Source organism: Amycolatopsis orientalis DSM 40040 = KCTC 9412 (assembly GCF_000478275.1).
GTDB classification, from domain to species: domain Bacteria; phylum Actinomycetota; class Actinomycetes; order Mycobacteriales; family Pseudonocardiaceae; genus Amycolatopsis; species Amycolatopsis orientalis.
The window spans coordinates 380,827-397,434 of the sequence record NZ_ASJB01000028.1; the positions used below are offsets into that span (position 1 = coordinate 380,827).

Sequence of the window (16,608 nt, forward strand, 5' to 3'; positions counted from 1 at the left end):
GGCCCGTCCCGACGTCCCGAGGAAGTGCCATGGCGTCTCCCCGCACCGCCAGACGGCTTGCGCCGTATGGTTTCCTCGCTCCCGCGATCGTACTGTTCGGACTTCTGTTCGCCCTGCCGATCGGCTACGCGATCTACTTGAGCCTGCACACTTTCCAGGTGAAAGGCCTCGGCCTCGGCACGAAGGCCCGCGAGGAGGTGTGGGCTGGGTTGAGCAACTATTCGGCAGCGCTGTCCGATCCCGAATTGCTGGCGGGCGCGGGCCGGGTACTGCGCTACGGTGCGACGCTCGTGCCCTTGATGCTCGGCCTGGCCTTGCTTTTCGCGTTGCTGCTGGACAACGCGCGAACGCGCTGCCGGGCGGTGTCCCGGCTCGCCATCTTCCTGCCCTATGCCGTGCCCGGCATCATCGCCTCGCTGCTGTGGGGCTTCCTGTATCTGCCGAGCATCAGTCCCGGCTACTTCCTGCTGCGGGCGGCAGGTCTGAGCGGACCGGATCTGCTGCACGGGGACGGGTTGTACCTGGCGCTGGCCAATATCGCGGTGTGGGGCGGCACGGGCTTCAACATGATCGTCATCTACACCTCACTGCGGGCCATCCCCGCCGAACTGTACGAGGCCGCCCGGCTCGACGGTTGCTCGGAGACCCGGATCGCGCTGTGGATCAAGATCCCGATGGTGATGCCCGCGCTCGTGCTCACCTTCTTCTTCTCGACCATCGCGACGCTGCAGGTGTTCGCCGAACCGATGACGCTGAGCCCGCTGACGAACTCGCTGAGTTCCACCTGGAGCCCGCTGATGAAGGTCTACCGCGACGCCTTCGTCCAAGGCGGGACGCATTCGGCGGCCGCGACCGCCGTGGTGATCGCGGTGGTCACGCTCGTGGTGTCCTTCGGGTTTCTCAGCCTGGCCGGCCGGCGCACCAGGGAGCCCACGCCGTGAACGCGACACCGCCGGAGCCGCGGACCGCCCGCCGGACCTCGTGGGTGCCGACGTCGGTGTTGCTACTGGGCACGGTCTACTGCCTGATCCCCGTGCTGTGGGTGGTCATGGCGGCGACGAAGAGCCGCGACGAGCTGTTCAGTACCTTCACCTTCCTGCCGGGTACCGGACTGTGGGACAACCTGGCCGACCTGACGGCCTACCGGGGCGGAGTGTTCTGGCGATGGATGGCCAACTCCGTCCTGTACGCCGGGCTCGGCGCGCTGCTGTCCGCCGCGGTGTCCGCCGCGAGCGGGTACGCGCTGGCGAAGTTCCCGTTCCGCGGCCGGAGCCTGATCTTCGCGGTGCTCCTGACCGGGGTGCTGATGCCGCCGATCACCCTGGCCGTGCCGCAATACCTGCTGCTGGCCAAGGTCGGCCTCGCCGGGACGTACTGGTCGGTACTGCTGCCCGGCGTCCTCAGCCCGTACGGCATCTATCTCGCCAGGGTCTACGCCGCGGCGGCGTTGCCGGACGAGGTGCTGGAAGCCGCGCGCGTCGACGGCGTGCGTGAGCTGCGGTTGTTCACCTCGATCGCGCTGCCGATGATGCGGCCGGGGCTGGTGACGATCTTCCTTTTCCAGTTCGTCGCGATCTGGAACAACTTCCTGTTGCCCTACATCATGCTCGGTGAAGACAAGCTGTTCCCTGTCACCGTCGGCCTCTACAGCCTCCTTCAGCAAGGTGCCGGCGTTCCCGCTCTCTACACGCTCGTGATCACAGGGGCGCTGCTCTCGATCATCCCGCTGATCGCGCTGTTCCTGAGCCTCCAGCGCTACTGGCGCGTCGATCTGCTCTCCGGAGCCGTAAAGTCGTGACCAGGAGTCGCGACAGATGAGGGGCCGATGACGGACACAACACCGCACAGGCGTGCGAGGGGAAAGGCCAAGCGCCCGCCCACCATCCACGACGTCGCCGCGGAGGCGGGGGTCTCCCGTGGCACCGTCTCCCGCGTGCTGCAGGGCGGGCACAACGTCAGCCCCGCCGCTCAGGAAGCGGTCAACACCGCCATCCGCAAGCTCGGCTACGTGGTGAACCGCGCGGCCAGGAGCCTGGTCACCCAGCGCGCGGGCTCGGTGGCGTTCCTGCTGTCGGAAACGCAGGACAAGTTCTTCGAGGACCCCAACTTCACGACCCTGCTGCGTGGCTGCACTCAGGCACTGGCCGAGCACGATGTCCCGCTCGTCCTGATAACGGCGGGTACCGACGCCGAACGCCGCCGAGTCTCCCGTTACCTCTCGGCGAGCCCCGTCGACGGCGTCCTGCTGGTCTCCACGCACCGCGGGAGCCCGATGATCGATCATCTGCGTCGTGTCGACCTCCCGCTCGTGTGCTGCGGCAAGCCGCTGGGCCAGCGCGGCGCGTTGTCCTACGTGGCCGTCGACGACCGTGAGGGCGCCAAAGACATGGTGCGCCATTTGCTCGAATCCGGTCGCGAGCATGTCGCGACCATCGCCGGGCCCGACGACACTCCCGGCGGGCTGGAACGGCTGGCAGGTTATCGCGAGGTACTCGCCGAATACGACATCGCCTACGACGAGCGGCTGGTGGAGATCGGCGACTACAGCCGGGAGAGTGGCGAGGCGTGCATGCAGCGGCTGCTCGCCCGCGCGCCGGAGCTCGACGCGGTCTTCGTCGCCTCGGATCTCATGGCCCTCGGCGCGTTGACGGCCCTCGAACGGGCGGGCCGCCGAGTGCCCGAGGACATCGCCGTCGGCGGATTCGACGACGCACCGATCGCGCTCGGCGCTCATCCGCCGCTGACCACGATCAGGCAACCGTGGGACCGCATCAGCGAGGTGATGGTGCGCCTCCTGCTGGCCCAGATCAACGGAGACGGGCCCGCCACGGTGATCCTGCCGACCGAACTCGTCGTCCGCGACTCAACCTGAAACCGCGGTCGCCGGCTCAGCGCCACGCGCCGGTATCGGCCACCTGGGGTCCGACTGTGCACGTTCACAGAAATTTTGGTTAGAGTCTTGAAACAAGCTCGCATATGCGGTTCTATCTTCACAGAACCGTGTGTGGTCGAGTGTGTACGTTCACAGAACCAGCTCGTACTCGGTTCGTCATGTCGTCGATCAAGGGAGATCGAATGACCGCGAACGCCCCCTCGGAGTCAAGGAAAGCCGCGCTCTCGCAGACGAGCGTGTCTCCTTCCGCGACGCTGCCCGGCATCCGTTGCCTCTCCTGACCTCCCTGCTTCTCGCTGACCTTTCTCCACCCATCCCCGCTGAAGCCAGGGGCGCTGTGTCATGCCCCGAAGCCACCACCGAACGCGAGGATGTCGCTCGACCCGCCTGAGAAACCGCATCCAGGAAGAGGAGCTTCGCCATGACCGAAACGACGAATACCGGCGGCGTTTCACGGCGCGGTCTGCTGATCGGCGCCGCCGCCGGTGCCGGCGCTCTCGCGCTGGGCACGGGCAGCCTGGGCCCGGGAGCGTCGGCCGCCCCTGCCGAGCAGTCCGGGGCCGCGGCGACGTTCGTCAAGGGCGCCGACATCAGCTGGATGCCGCAGATGGAGGCCAACGGCTATTACTGGCTCAACAAGTCGGGCCAGCGGCAGGATCTGTTCACCATCCTCAAGAGCTACGGCATCACCGCGATCAGCCTGCGCACCTGGGTCAATCCGTCCAACAGCCCCACCGACGGGCACTGCGGCATCCAGGAAACCGTCAAGATGGCGCAGCGCTGCCGCGACGCGGGTATGCAGGTCCTGCTCGGCTTCCACTTCGGCGACACATGGAACTCCGTCGGCGTGCAGAAGCCGCCCAAGGCCTGGGCGAACATGAGCTACCCGCAAATGCGCGACGCCCTGCGCAAGTACGTCGACGACTCGCTGAAGCTGCTCAAGGCCGGCGGTGTGACACCGGGCTGGGTGAAGATCGGCAACGAGCAGAACAGCGGCATCTGCTCCCCCGTCGGCAGCGTCAGCAAACCGGCCCAGATGACCGGCCTGCTCAACGGCGCCTACGACGTGTCCAAACAGGTCTTTCCGACCACACCGGTCATGGTGCATCTCGCCCAGCCGCAGAAGATGGACAGCATCCAGCGGTTCTTCAACGCCTACCGCGGCAATGGCGGCAAGTGGGACATCACCGCGCTGTCGTCCTACGCCCAGGCCGGCAACGTGTCCCCGATCCTGAGCAGCATGCGGACGATCCAGTCCACCTACGGCAAACCGGTCATGCAGGTCGAGTACGGCGGTCCGATCGACAAGGCAGGCCAGGTCCGCGACTCCCTGCGCCGATTCATCACCGGCATCAAGGCTTTCGGCGGCCTCGGCACCTTTTTCTGGGAGCCCGAAGGCTATTCGCCGTTCACCGGGTACAACATGACCGCTTGGGGCCGGGACCGGCGTCCCACCGCGGCCATGGACGGCTTCCTCACCGCGTGAAAGGACAATCCGTGTTCTTCAACCGTCTCGCGATCCTCGCTGCCGGAACGGCCGCGGCGGCTCTTGTCCCGATCCCGGCCGTGGCGGCGACAACGGCGTTGCCACCGCAGTGCTCCGGTGCCGCGCCGATCAGATGCAGTTTTCCCTTGGCGCCCGGCAATTACGACGTCTCGGTGGAACTCGGCAGCACCACCAAGGCGGCCAGCACCTCGATGTCGGTCGAGGCACGCAGGCAGGTCCTGAACGCCGTCTCCACCACCGCCGGTCAGGTGGTCCGCACCACCGCGACGGTCAATGTCCGCAACCCCGAGGGCCAGCCGACCGGCCAGGGCGGCAACGGCACACCGGGTCTGCAGATCACGTTCAGCGGTACCGCTCCCGCCATCGGTTCGCTGACCGTGACCCCGGCCAGATCCCCTCTGGTGACCTATCTCGCGGGCGACTCGACCGTCTGCGACCAGCCGACCGCGCCCTACACCGGCTGGGGCCAGTACCTGCCGACCCGGGTACGCGACGGCGCGGTGGTCGCGAACTACGGTGACTCCGGCGAGAGTTCCGGCAGCTTCCTGTCCAACCGCGCGCTCTTCCCGGCGATGAAACCCCTGATCAAGAGCAAGGACCTGGTGCTCATCCAGTTCGGGCACAACGACAAGACGACCAACGCGACCACCTTCCGCGACAACCTCACCAAGTTGGTCAACGGGGTTCGCGAACGCGGCGGCGTTCCAGTGCTGGTGACGCCACCGGTGCGGAGGCAGTTCAACGGCACCAAGCTGACGCCCACCGCCTTGCACGTCAACGGTGTGGGCGTTGACCTGCCGGCGGTGATGCGGGCGCTCGGCCGGAGCGCGAACGTGCCGGTGATCGACCTGACCGCCAAGAGCAAGGCGCTGGTCGAGTCGATGGGCCCGACGGCGTCCCAGCAGCTCTACCTCACCAGAGAAGCCGGCGACAACACCCACTTCTCCGCCCAAGGCGGGGCGGAGATGGCGAACCTCGTCGTGCAGGGGGTTCGCGAGCTGGACCTCTCCCTGGCCGGTTACCTGCGCTGACAACGCTGTTCCGATGTCCACAATGGAGGTACACAGTGCACCGTCTGGACGCGGCCCGGGAACACATCATCGGGCTTCACCGAATCGTCGTGGGGTTCCTGTTCGCCTGCCACGGACTGAAGACCCTGTTCGGGTTGTTCGGCGCCAAAGCCCCGGTGCCGGTCGGCACCTGGCCCGGCTGGTGGGCGGCGGTGATCCAGCTGGTCTGCGGCGTGCTGGTCGGCCTGGGCATCTTCGTCCGGCCCGCCGCCGTTCTCGGGGCGGGTTCGATGGCCTACGCCTATTTCGTCGTGCATCAGCCGTCGGCGCTCTGGCCCATCCAGAACGGCGGCGAGGCAGCCGCGTTGTTCTGCTGGGCGATGCTCGTCATCGCGGCCATCGGGCCCGGCCGGTTCGCCCTCGTCCGGAGCACCGCACGGCGCCGGACCGCCGCGGGCATGCCTTCCTCGGTCTGACCGACGACCGGGACACTTCGTCGGCCCAGCCGATCACCTTCGACCTGAGCCGGTTCACCATCTTGCCCGCCGGCCCGATCACCCGCTGATCGACGTCGACGACCAGCGGCAGTGACAAATACGTCCAGCGCACCGATGTCCGGGCTCGAAGGCAAGCTGCTGCGTGCCTCCTTCGCGGCCGGGCAGGTGCAGACGTTCCAGCTCGACGGCGTTTCCGTCTGACCCGACACCACCACCTTCACCCCTCCCCACACCCAAGGAGTCATCCATGACCATGCAGCGACGGACCTTCCTCAGTGCGACCGCGGCCGGCGCGGCGGGCGTCGGCCTGACCCTGCTCGGCGCGGGACAGGCACTGGCCGCCATCGGGCCGCTGGGCACGGCGCCGACCACGCCCTTCGCGGTCGGCGTGCGGCGGTACAACTGGACTCGCGGCAGCCGACCGTGCACCACATACGTCTACTACCCCGCTACCGGTACCGCCGGCGGCAGCCCGGTGACGAACGCCCCGGTCGCCACCGGTGTCTTCCCCGTCTACAACTTCACGCACGGCTTCGGCAGCAGCCCGCAGAACTCGCTGTTCATCATCCGGGCACTGGCCTCGGCGGGCTTCATCGTCCCTGCCCCGCATTTCAACCACAATTTCGGTGACGTCAACAACGGCAACTCGTCCAAGGACGTCTCGCAGATCCTCACCAACACCCTCGCGCTCAACACGAGCGGACCGCTGGCCGGGCATATCAACACCACCATCGGCGTCGGCGTCTCGGGGCACTCCTTGGGCGGCATGATCACCCACGGCCTGCTGACCTCCTGGCCCGACCGCCGGATCATCTCCGCCAACCCGCAGTCCTGCGTCGACATGGGGAATCCGTCCAGTTCGGTTTCCGCCAAGGTCCTGTTCGTCCACGGCGACCGGGACTCGACCACGGCGTACAGCTCGGCCCGCCAGGCCTACAACGAGATGACCTGGCCAAAGGCGTTCCTCACCTTCGTCGGCGGCAGCCACACCAGCTTCTGGAGCGACCAGCGCTTCCCCAGGACCGTCGTCGACTGGGCCCGCTGGACCATGTACGGCGACACCGCCGCACGGGACCGCCTGCCTGCCGACGCCGCCGGATCCAACACCCGGTGGGAAGCCAAGCTGGGCTAGGCCCGCGTCCTTACCGCGCTCATCCTGGTCGCCGCACTGATCACGTGCGGCGTCGCGGTGCCGTCGGCGCCGGTCGCGGCAAGTGTCCGGGCGGCCTACGCCGGCTACCTGTTCAGCGGCGGACGGCCGGTACTGACCTCCGCCATCGGGACCCGAGGCGTCCGAGACCCGTTACATCCTCCGCTCGCCGCGGGGCGACAAGTTCTACCAGATCGCCATCGACCTGCGGATGTACGGGAACGGCACCTGGGACCAGGTCCAGCGGACCGGGAGCAAGTCCATCGTGGTGCGGGAATCGGCCGACCTGGTGAACTGGAGCGCGCCGCGCCTGGCACGTGTCTCGCCGGATACCGCCGGGAAAACGTGGGCACCGGAGGCGTACTACGACGAGAGTCTCGGGAAGTTCGTCGTGTTCTGGGCCTCGAAGCTCTACTCTGCCACCGATCCGAACCACACTGGCACCACCTACAACCAGATGCTGTACGCCACGACGTCCGACTTCCTGACCTTCAGCGTCCCACAGGTCTGGGTCGACAAGGGCTACTCGACGATCGACTCGACGCTCACCGAGCACAACGGCACCTACTACCGGTTCACGAAGGACGAGCGAAGCTCCTCGCAGTCCGCGTGCGGCAAGTTCGTCCTCGCGGAGAAGTCGGCGAAGGGCCGCTGGTCTTCAAGTCGAACACCGAGGAACGCTGGTACCTGTTCATCGACGAGTACGGCGGACGCGGCTACGTCCCGTTCACCACCACCGACCTGAACACCCGTCAGTGGACGCCCGTCTCGAGCTACACCCTGCCCGGCAGCTCGCGGCACGGCACCGTCCGGCAGGTCACCCAGGCCGAGTACGACCGGCTGTTGCGACGCTGGGGCTGAGCCCGACCGAGGGGCGGAACCGGTGCCCTCCCCGAAAAACTCGGGGAGGGCACCGGTTTTACGAGGATCAAACCCCGGCCACCTGCTGGATCCAGGGCCGGTACCGGGTGATGTTCGTGTACGCCGTCGTGGTCTGCCGGTCGCTGGTCGAGGCGACACCGACCTGACGGCCGGAGGCGAACATCGGGCCGCCCGAGTCCCCTCCGGCGGTGATGCCGTCGCCACGGCTGGCGCAGACCGCGATACCGCCGTTGTAGTCACGGCACGCGACCGAGGTGACCCGGACGTTCGCGTACTTCAGGTACCGCGACTGGCAGTTGATCTCCGAACCGCACTGACTGGTCGCGCCCCAGCCGTAGACCTGCACGGTCTGCCCCACCGCGACGTCGCTGGTGGTGCCCAGCGGCGAGTAGGTGGCGTTCACCGGCGCGGTCAGCCGCACGATCGCGAGGTCCGCGCTGGCGTGCCGGGTGACCGTCGAGCCGGTGGCCATCGTGCCACCACTGGTCTGGTCCAGGCTGCCGATCCGGAAGGTGAACGTGCCGCCGCTCGCCACGCAGTGCTTGGCGGTCAGGATGTACTGCGGCGCGATGATCGTGGAGGTACAGGTCTGCCTGCCGTTGGCGAACAGCCTGGCCGCCCACGGGCCGCTCTGCGCGTTCTGGCCACCGATGATCATCGGCTGGACGTCGGACGGTTCCGCGGCGGACGCCACGGGTGCGGTCGCGCCGAGCAACGCCAGGAAGGCGGTGCCGGCGATCAGGACGAAGGAACGCAGTCGCATGGTTCCGACTCATTTCTGCGGCCGGGGTCCCAGCCGCGCGATAGGGACGGGGTGTGCCGATTCTGGGACGCGGCAAGAGAAATCGGACACCGACGAAAGTCGTGCAGTAGGTACCTATCTCTTCGCCGCGAGGACCGCTAAGCACTACCCCTAGGTAAAGCGACGGGACGGCGGCTGGGCCGACCGGCGTCCGTCCACTGGGGACAGATGGCGGCATAACCCGAGGGGCATAACGTGCGGTCGTGAGTGGTAAAGACGGTCAGAACCGTCATTGCCACTCACGAGACTGAGGGCTTCCGGAAAGTCACGTCCGCCACCACAATCGGGATCATGACCGCAGCACACTGGACCCCGACCTACGGCGACCCCTTCGAGCCGGTGCCCTACCGTCCCGCGCGGATGCCCGCGGAGGAATCGCTGGCCACCGCCGCCGATCTGCGACGCCGCATGGACGCCCGCCGCACCGTGCGGATGTTCTCCACCGACCCGGTACCCGAGCAGGTGCTGGTGGACGCCATCGCGGTGGCCGCCACCGCGCCCAGCGGCGCGCATCAGCAGCCGTGGACCTTCGTGCTCATCGAGGACCAGGAGACCAAACAGCGCATCCGCGAGGCCGCCGAAGAGGAGGAGCGGATCTCCTACGAGGGCAGGCTCGGCGACGAGTGGCTGTCCGCCCTGCGCCCGCTGGGCACCGACGCCGTCAAGACCCACCTCACCGACGCCCCGTACCTCATCGTGGTCTTCCAGCAGCGTTACTTCCTCGACGAGGACGGCACGAAGCACAAGCATTACTACGTCGACGAATCCGTGGGCATCGCGGTGGGCATGCTGATCACGGCGCTGCATCTGTCCGGGCTGGCCGCGCTGACGCATACGCCGTCGCCGATGCGGTTCCTCGGCGAGCTGCTCGAACGGCCGCAGAACGAGAAGGCGTTCGCCGTCATCCCGGTCGGCTATCCGGCGGACGACTGCGTGGTGCCGAACCTCGTGCGCAAGTCTCTCGATCAGGTGCTGATCCGCCGCTGACCATCCGCGCGGCCCGGGTGTCCGCGCACCCGGGTTGCGCGAAACATCCCATTTCACACAGCCATATTGCGCATTAGTGCAGTTTACTGCGCACTTTGACGCATCTCTTGACATATCCGGCGGCGATTGGACACAGTCTGGGCACCGAAGGCGACACGAAGGAGTGTTCTTCATGGCCGACCTGCCCTCTGTCTCCCGGCGGACACTGTTCGGTGGCGCCCTCGCCGCCGGGGCGCTCGCCGCGATCCCGGTGAGCGCCACCGCGGCCGAGGCCGCCGATACCGGAAGCGCGCCCCACCGTCCGGGCCGTCGCAGCATGATCGGGGTGCCGTTCGAGCGGCACCAGACCGTCCGAATAGGACTCATCGGGCTCGGGAACCGTGGTATGTCCATGATCGGCGGATGGAGCGCGGTCCCGGGTGCCGTGGTCACCGCGGTCTGCGACATCCGCGCGGAGCGCGCGAAGGCCGCCGCGGACAAGCTCGCCGCCGACGGCAGGCCGCGCCCGGCCGAGTACGGCGGATCCGACGACGCCTACCGGAAGATGCTCTCCCGCACGGACATCGACCTGGTCTACATCGCCACGCCGTGGGAATTCCATTACCCGCAGGGCAAAGCCGCGCTGATGGCGGGTAAGCACGTCGGCGTCGAACTACCCATCGCCACCGAACTCGATCAGCTGTGGGACCTCGTCGACACCAGCGAGCGGACCCGCAAACACCTGTTCCTCGCCGAAAACTGCAGCTATGGCCGCAACGAGCTGGCCATCCTCAAGATGGCGCACGACGGCGTCTTCGGCGAGATCACCAACGGGCACGGTGGTTACCTGCACGACCTGCGCGAACTGCTGTTCTCCGACACGTATTACACCGACGCGTGGCGCCGCAAATGGCATACCCGCAGCACCGCGAGTTTCTACCCGATGCACGGTCTCGCCCCCATCGCCGCCTGCATGGACGTCAACCGCGGCGACCGGTTCGCCACCCTGCGCGCCACGGCGACCGAGCCGAAGGGCCTCGCCGACTACCGGGAACGGCATATGCCGCCGGGCCACCCGTCGTGGAACGAGACCTACATCAACGGCGACCTCGTGACCTGCCTGATCGAGACCGCGCAAGGGCGCGTCATCCGCGCCGAGCACGACGTCAGCTCACCGCGCCCGTACAGCCGGATCAACAGCCTCGCGGGCAGTCGCGGCATCGTGGAGGACTACCCCGCGCGCATCTACCTCGAGCCCGACCACAGCGGTCACGCGTGGAAGGACTTCGGGCCGTACCGCGACCGTTACGACCACTGGCTGTGGAAGAAGCTCAAGGACGATCCGAACCTCGGCGGGCACGGCGGGATGGACTACGTGCTGCAGTGGCGGATCGTGCAGCAGATGCGCGCCGGGCTGGTACCGGACATCGACGTCTACGACTCGGCGACCTGGTGCTCCCCTGTGCCGCTGAGCGTCGTCTCACTGGCCAATGGCGGGAAACCGGTCGCGGTACCGGACTTCACCCGCGGCGCCTGGTCGAAGCCCCGGGCGGGCCTGGACTCGCAGCCCCTTTGAGACTCGTGAGTGGTAATGACGGTTAGAACCGTCATTACCACTCACGAGTAGCGGGGCACGACGCGATAGACCCGGAGATCCTTCGGGGTGCCCTTGGCCCGGAAGTTCCGGCGCGGACGCGCGATCACGGCGTCCGCGTCGAGTTCGTCGACCACACTTCCGCTGGCCAGTACCTCGTCGCCGTCCGCGGCCGCCATGATCCGGGCCGCGATGTTCACGTCGACGCCGAAGTAGTCGTCGCCGACCCGCTGCGGGCTCCCCCGGTGGAGACCCGCCCGCAGATGCGGCAGGTACCCCTCGGCCTTGATCACGCTCACCGCGGAGCACGTCTCGTAGGCGGCGTTCACCGCTTCGGCCGGATCGGCGAACACCGCCATCACCCCGTCACCGAGCCCTTTGACGACACTGCCGCCGTGCCCGGTGACGATCGACCCGGTGACGTCGGCGACGGCGCGGAGCAGCTCGAGGACGCGGTCGTCACCGGCCTCCAGCGCCCAGGTCGAGAAGCCGACGAGGTCGGTGAACAGGACGGTGATCCCGCTCGTGGCCCGCGGTCGCGCCCCGGAACGGCGGGTGGCGGCCTGCCAGGCCTGGACCGCGGCCAGCCCCAGCTCGCGGGTGGCGCTGGGCCGGTCGGCGCCCGCCTCGGCGAGCAGCCGGGCCAGCCGGTCGGACGAGCGGCCCGTGGACGGCGCCAGCGGGTCGCCGGGAGTGTCGTCCCCGGGGACGAGCCTGCGAAGGAACCGCGCGCCGCGCACCAGCTCACCGCGCTGATCCGTGGCGCGCAGGAATCTGCGGGTCCGGAGGTGCCACGGCTCGGGTCGTTCGGTCACGATCAAGACCTTAGCCGCCCGCCGTCCGGCAGGCGCACCTGTCACCGGGGTGACAAGAAAGCGGCCCGAATTTCCCCTTGACTCTTTTCCGTGACAATTCACGATCGGCCGATTCCGCATACGCGTGACAAGATCGGCGCGTAAAGAAAACGCGAGAGATCTTTTCCTTTCCTCGTTGGTGACTTTCCACCTACATTCGGCTCCGAGCCCATTCAACGACGAAAGGACCAGACATGACGGAAACCCTCGTGCGGAAGGGCGTCCGGCGGTTCCGCGCGGCCGGGATCGCCGCCGCGATCGTCGGCACGGTCATGCTTTCCGCCGCCGGGACCGCGGCCGCCGTCGAAAAGAACCTCACGTACAAGGGCGGCTTCCCCATCATCGGCGACCAGCAGGTCGCGGTGGTCGTGAAGGCGGAAATCCCGGCGACGGCGAAGGCCGGCGAGCCGATTTCGGTGCCGTTCACCCTCGACGTCGATTCCGGTCAGGCCGCGGGCGACGGGCTGCGGCTGGTCGGTGCCAAGAAGCTCTCCGGCACGATCAGCTCGAAGGTGAACATCGCCCTCGGCGAGCAGAAGGTGGCGATCCCCATCGAGCTGCCGATCCCGGACACCGAGGTGCCCGCCGAGGGGCCGCTGAAGTTCACCGCGACGGGCAAGGTCGACTTCACCATCCCGGCGGGGACCCCCGCCGGTGAGGCGACCAGCAGCGTCGACGCCGCGGCGACCTCGCACATCGTCACCGACAGCTCGCTCGGCGAGTTCGACGTCAACCTCACGCTCGACCCGCCGGACCAGGACGCCGTCCTGGGCAAGACGACCGTCGGCTGAGCATCGCCTGCCCCCGGCTCACCGAGCCGGGGGCAGGCTTCTTGACCTCCACCGGACTCGAGGTCGCAAGCTGCTGACATGTGGATCTGCGACAGGTGCGGTATCGAACATCCAGCCACCCCGGAACCTCCCCGGTGCGTTCTCGACCGCGGGGAGGTCGGCATCGAAGAAGCCGGGGACCTCGGCCCGCACACCGGACGATGGTGGACGCACGAGGAACTGATGTCCGTGCCCCACAAGACCCTGCACCGCGACCACGGCCGCGGCCCGCACAGCGTCGCACGGGAGCCGCGGTTCGCGATCGGGCACTGGTCGTTCATCGCGGTGACCCCGGCGGGCAACTTGCTCTGGGACCCGCCGTCCTGGCTGGACACCGAGGTGCTCGACATCGTGCGCGGTCTCGGCGACGTCGCCGCGATCGCCACCAGCCACCCGCATGTGTTCGGCGCCCAGCTCGGCTGGAGCCGCGCACTGGGCGGGGTCCCGGTGCTGGTCAACGAACGCAACCGCGAATGGCTGCCCGCCCCCGATCCGGCCTTCGAGTTCTGGGACGAGCACAGCGAACCCTTGCCCGGCCTCGAACTCGTCCGGCTCGGCGGGCATATGCGCGGCAGCGCCGTGGCCAGGACGCCGGACGGCAGCATCCTGGCCGGTGACACGATCAGCGGCGGGCTCGCGCCGGACTGGGTGTCGTTCCAGCGCAGCTTCCCCAAGCACATCCCGCTGTCCGCGGCCGTGGTCCGCCGCATCGTCGACCGGCTCGACGACTTCCCCTACGACCGGCTCTACACCCTCGGTGGCGACACCATCGACCGGGACGCCCGCGCGGTCGTCCGCCGCAGTGCCGAAACCCATGTCCGGTGGGTGAACGGCGACTTCGACCACCTCACTTGATCGCGCGTTTCTCCTTGCTGCGGAAGGACAGCGCGATGAAGCCCGCCATCGCCATGAAGAACGCGACGACCCACATACCGGCGCGGAAGCTGCCGGTCAGCCCCTGCAACCAGCCGGTGAGGTAGGGACCGACGAAGCCCGACAGATTGCCGAACGAGTTGATCAGGCCGATCCCTGCGGCGGCGCCGACCCCGGTGAGGAAGGCGTTGGGCAGCTGCCAGAACACCGGGATGGCGGTGAACACCCCGACCGCGCAGATGGTCACCGCGATCATCACCAGCAGCGGCGAGCCGAGATACAGCGCGCCGGCGATCGCGACCGCGCCGACGAACGCGGCGATCGCGACGTGCCCGGCGCGTTCGCCGGTGCGGTCCGAATGGCGTGCCCACAGGACCATGGCGACCGCGGCCACGGCATACGGGATCGCCGTGATCAGCCCGATCTCCACGATGCTGTAGGAGGTCTGGAACTGTTCCTGGAAGCCCTTGATCACCTGCGGGAGGAAGAACGCGAGCACGTAGAGGCCGAAGATGATCCCGAAGTAGACGGCGCTCAGCGCGAGCACGCGCGGATCGGTCAGCGCCGACCGCGTGCTCACCTCCTCGCCGACCTCACGGGTGTCCTCCGCGTCGATGGCCGACTGCAGCGCCGTGCGCTCGTCCGGGGTCAGCCATTTCGCGTCCTTCGGTTTGCTAGGCAGCAGGAAGAACACCGCCACCCCGAGCAGGATCGAGGGCACCCCTTCGGCGAAGAACATGAAGCGCCAGCCCGCGTCGAACCCGAGGACGCCGTCACCGTGCTTGATGAGCAGGGCGGAGATGGGGCTGCCGAGGACCGACGAGAGCGGCACGGCGAGGAAGAACAGCGCGACGATCTTCGCCCGCTGCTTACGCGGGAACCAGTAGGTCAGGTACAGGATGATGCCGGGGAAGAAGCCGGCCTCGGCGATGCCGAGCAGCACCCGGACGATGTAGAAACTGACCTCGCCCTGGATGAACGCGGTGGCCGAGGCGACGAGGCCCCAGGTGACCATGATCCGCGCGATCCAGATCCGGGCGCCGACCTTGTGCAGGATGACGTTGCTGGGCACCTCGAAGAAGAAGTACCCGACGAAGAACAGGCCCGCGCCGAGCCCGTAGGCCGCCGCGCTGATGCCGAGGTCGGCGTTCATGGTGAGCGCCGCGAACCCGACGTTGACCCGGTCGAGATAGTTGAGCAGATAGAGCAGTCCGAGTAACGGGACCAGCCTGATCATCGCCTTGCGCACCGCCGGCGCGGTGGGCACCTCTGCCGTCTGTTCGTCCATCCGCGGGAGTGTAGGGGGCGGTCAGAACAACGGAGGCAGGAACGCGCCGAAATTCCCGCCCGCGGCCCGGTCGGCCGGATCGGGCTCCACCTGGACCGAGTCGGGGTTCCGCGGATCGTAGGTGACCTTGACCGTCGAGCCCCGGGACGGGGTCCGCATCGGCGAGGTGGTCATGCTCGTCACCACCGTGTGCTCGCCGGTTTCCGTGGGGAACCGGACCTGCACGGTGAACCGCGGATTCCCCATCACCCAGACGTTCGTGAACTCGACGCCGACGACCTTCCCGATCACCTGAAGACCGGTCTGGGCCAGCGCCTGCGCCTGGTCGTCCGCCTCCGCCCTGGTGACGAACGCCCGCCCCAGCACCATGAGCATGACCAGCGCCGCCGCCCCGGCGACGCCCGGCACGAGATACGGCTCGTAGTAGATGATCCAGTCGACGTCGGTCCAGGGTTCGGCGGCGCCACGGCCGGCGGGCAGCCGCTGCCCCACCGCCTCGGGCGGCGTCCACGAGGGAATCGCGAAGCCGCTGCCCAGCGCCACGCCGAGTGACGCCGCGAGTGAGCTCGCCCGGAAGCCGACACCCAGTCCTCGCAACGACATCCCGTCACCCCACAGCATCGCGAAGCCGAGCGACGAAGCGATCGTGATCGAGACGCTGAAGAACAGGACGAGCGAAACCGCCGGACCCGCGTCGGCGCCCCACGCGTCGACGCGGTTCAGCGACATCAGCCGGAAGCCGTCCAGCAGGCCGAGCGCGCCCGACCAGCCCACGGCCGCCCACGCGAGTGTCGTCGGCACGCCGAGCAGCCACAGGCGCGCGCCGGGGCGCCGTCGTGGCCGCGAGTCGTCCGGCAGGGCGAACTCGAAGGATCCGAACATCGCCGCCCCCTACGCGATCGGGCCGAAGACAGCGACCTTGGCCGGGTCGGCGGGGTCCACCCTGGCCTCGTGCCGGGTGCCGGGCGCGTACTGCTGGACCGTCGCCAGCGGCGCGATCAGCTGGGCCACCGTCTCGTAGGTGGTGCCGTCGGCGCGGGTGACCTCCAGCGTCGCGGTGTACTGCGCCTGTCCGGCGATCTTCCGGCCGGTCGGCTCCAGTGCGCGGATCACCAGGGTGGCGGGCTCGCAGGTGTCGTAGAGGCGCCGCAGTTCGGTGCCGTAGTCCTGCAGTTCCCGCTGCTGGCTCAGCTGCTCCTCCATCGGCAGGGCCAGGAACGCCGCCATGTCCGGGTCGGCGTTCAGGTCCCGGAACGCCTGCGCGGCCAGCTGCGGCGTCGGCAGCTGCGGGGTGATGTCGTGCCCCTGCGCGGCGGCGGCCCGCCGGAACTGCTCGGCGTGCCGCTGGAAGTCCTGCGCGCCCCGGGCCATGCCCTGCTGCGTCGCGTCGTTGATCTTGTCGCGGATCTTCTTGAACATCGGGTCCCGCCTTTCGCCGTGTCGTTCGTGCTGGACACAGCTT

The 16,608-nt window shown here is 68.1% G+C and carries 16 protein-coding genes and 1 pseudogene; 12 read left to right on the forward strand and 5 right to left on the reverse strand.

All coding sequences use genetic code 11. The annotated features are described in order from the left end of the window. The first annotated feature begins 29 nt into the window (after positions 1 to 29). From L324_RS08160 to L324_RS43500, 8 genes and pseudogenes are all read left to right on the forward strand, one after another. Positions 30 to 941: a carbohydrate ABC transporter permease gene (locus L324_RS08160; RefSeq protein WP_037305410.1), complete on the forward strand. Its 912-nt coding sequence runs from the start codon at positions 30 to 32 to the stop codon at positions 939 to 941. Continuing rightward, positions 938 to 1,798: a carbohydrate ABC transporter permease gene (locus L324_RS08165; protein ID WP_037305411.1), complete on the forward strand. Its 861-nt coding sequence runs from the start codon at positions 938 to 940 to the stop codon at positions 1,796 to 1,798. Before L324_RS08160 ends, L324_RS08165 begins: the two co-directional genes overlap by 4 nt. A gap of 27 nt (positions 1,799 to 1,825) precedes the next feature. Beyond that, positions 1,826 to 2,872, forward strand: coding sequence for a LacI family DNA-binding transcriptional regulator (locus tag L324_RS08170; protein ID WP_037305412.1), 1,047 nt, complete (start codon positions 1,826 to 1,828; stop codon positions 2,870 to 2,872). A gap of 442 nt (positions 2,873 to 3,314) precedes the next feature. After that, positions 3,315 to 4,379: a glycosyl hydrolase 53 family protein gene (locus tag L324_RS08175; RefSeq protein ID WP_037305413.1), complete on the forward strand. Its 1,065-nt coding sequence runs from the start codon at positions 3,315 to 3,317 to the stop codon at positions 4,377 to 4,379. Between the two features lie 11 nt (positions 4,380 to 4,390). Next, entirely contained in the window at positions 4,391 to 5,431 is a 1,041-nt protein-coding gene (locus L324_RS08180) for a rhamnogalacturonan acetylesterase (RefSeq protein WP_037305414.1), read from the forward strand. A 35-nt stretch (positions 5,432 to 5,466) separates the two neighbouring features. Beyond that, positions 5,467 to 5,886, forward strand: coding sequence for a DoxX family protein (locus L324_RS08185; protein ID WP_037305415.1), 420 nt, complete (start codon positions 5,467 to 5,469; stop codon positions 5,884 to 5,886). Between the two features lie 268 nt (positions 5,887 to 6,154). After that, positions 6,155 to 7,039, forward strand: coding sequence for an alpha/beta hydrolase family protein (locus L324_RS08190; RefSeq protein ID WP_037305416.1), 885 nt, complete (start codon positions 6,155 to 6,157; stop codon positions 7,037 to 7,039). A 229-nt stretch (positions 7,040 to 7,268) separates the two neighbouring features. Further along, positions 7,269 to 7,918 (forward strand): annotated as a pseudogene (locus L324_RS43500) (glycoside hydrolase family 43 protein). A 67-nt stretch (positions 7,919 to 7,985) separates the two neighbouring features. Here L324_RS43500 and L324_RS08200 read toward each other — a convergent pair. Further along, a complete protein-coding gene (locus L324_RS08200) occupies positions 7,986 to 8,702 on the reverse strand; it encodes a S1 family peptidase (RefSeq protein ID WP_037305417.1) in 717 nt (238 codons plus the stop codon). A gap of 330 nt (positions 8,703 to 9,032) precedes the next feature. On the opposite strand from L324_RS08200, the gene L324_RS08205 reads away from it, so the two are divergent. Both L324_RS08205 and L324_RS08210 read left to right on the forward strand, forming a co-directional pair. After that, complete coding sequence (locus tag L324_RS08205) at positions 9,033 to 9,728, forward strand: nitroreductase family protein (RefSeq protein WP_037305418.1); 696 nt, start codon at positions 9,033 to 9,035, stop codon at positions 9,726 to 9,728. 172 nt (positions 9,729 to 9,900) lie between these two features. Next, positions 9,901 to 11,283 (forward strand): Gfo/Idh/MocA family protein, encoded by a 1,383-nt coding sequence (locus tag L324_RS08210; RefSeq protein ID WP_037305488.1) that lies wholly within the window; start codon positions 9,901 to 9,903, stop codon positions 11,281 to 11,283. 41 nt (positions 11,284 to 11,324) lie between these two features. Here L324_RS08210 and L324_RS08215 read toward each other — a convergent pair whose 3' ends face one another. Further along, on the reverse strand, positions 11,325 to 12,122 hold the full coding sequence (locus tag L324_RS08215; RefSeq protein WP_037305419.1) for an adenylate/guanylate cyclase domain-containing protein: 798 nt from the start codon (positions 12,120 to 12,122) through the stop codon (positions 11,325 to 11,327). Positions 12,123 to 12,349: 227 nt separating this feature from the next. Between L324_RS08215 and L324_RS08220 the strand changes: the two genes are divergently transcribed. Further along, positions 12,350 to 12,946 carry a DUF6801 domain-containing protein gene (locus tag L324_RS08220; RefSeq protein ID WP_037305420.1) on the forward strand — a complete coding sequence of 199 codons (597 nt, stop codon included), beginning with the start codon at positions 12,350 to 12,352 and terminating at the stop codon, positions 12,944 to 12,946. Positions 12,947 to 13,024: 78 nt separating this feature from the next. Next, positions 13,025 to 13,840, forward strand: coding sequence for an MBL fold metallo-hydrolase (locus tag L324_RS08225; protein ID WP_235783444.1), 816 nt, complete (start codon positions 13,025 to 13,027; stop codon positions 13,838 to 13,840). On the opposite strand, the gene L324_RS08230 is transcribed toward L324_RS08225, so the two are convergent. Genes L324_RS08230 through L324_RS08240 form a run of 3 tightly spaced genes read right to left on the reverse strand, consistent with a single transcriptional unit; the run spans position 13,833 to position 16,565 of the window. Then, positions 13,833 to 15,146, reverse strand: a complete 1,314-nt coding sequence (locus tag L324_RS08230) for an MFS transporter (protein ID WP_037305421.1) — start codon at positions 15,144 to 15,146, stop codon at positions 13,833 to 13,835. The two genes, L324_RS08225 and L324_RS08230, sit on opposite strands and share 8 nt — an antisense overlap. A gap of 21 nt (positions 15,147 to 15,167) precedes the next feature. Beyond that, complete coding sequence (locus tag L324_RS08235; protein WP_037305422.1) at positions 15,168 to 16,028, reverse strand: DUF3592 domain-containing protein; 861 nt, start codon at positions 16,026 to 16,028, stop codon at positions 15,168 to 15,170. Between the two features lie 9 nt (positions 16,029 to 16,037). Then, positions 16,038 to 16,565, reverse strand: coding sequence for a hypothetical protein (locus L324_RS08240; RefSeq protein ID WP_037305423.1), 528 nt, complete (start codon positions 16,563 to 16,565; stop codon positions 16,038 to 16,040). Positions 16,566 to 16,608 lie beyond the last annotated feature (43 nt).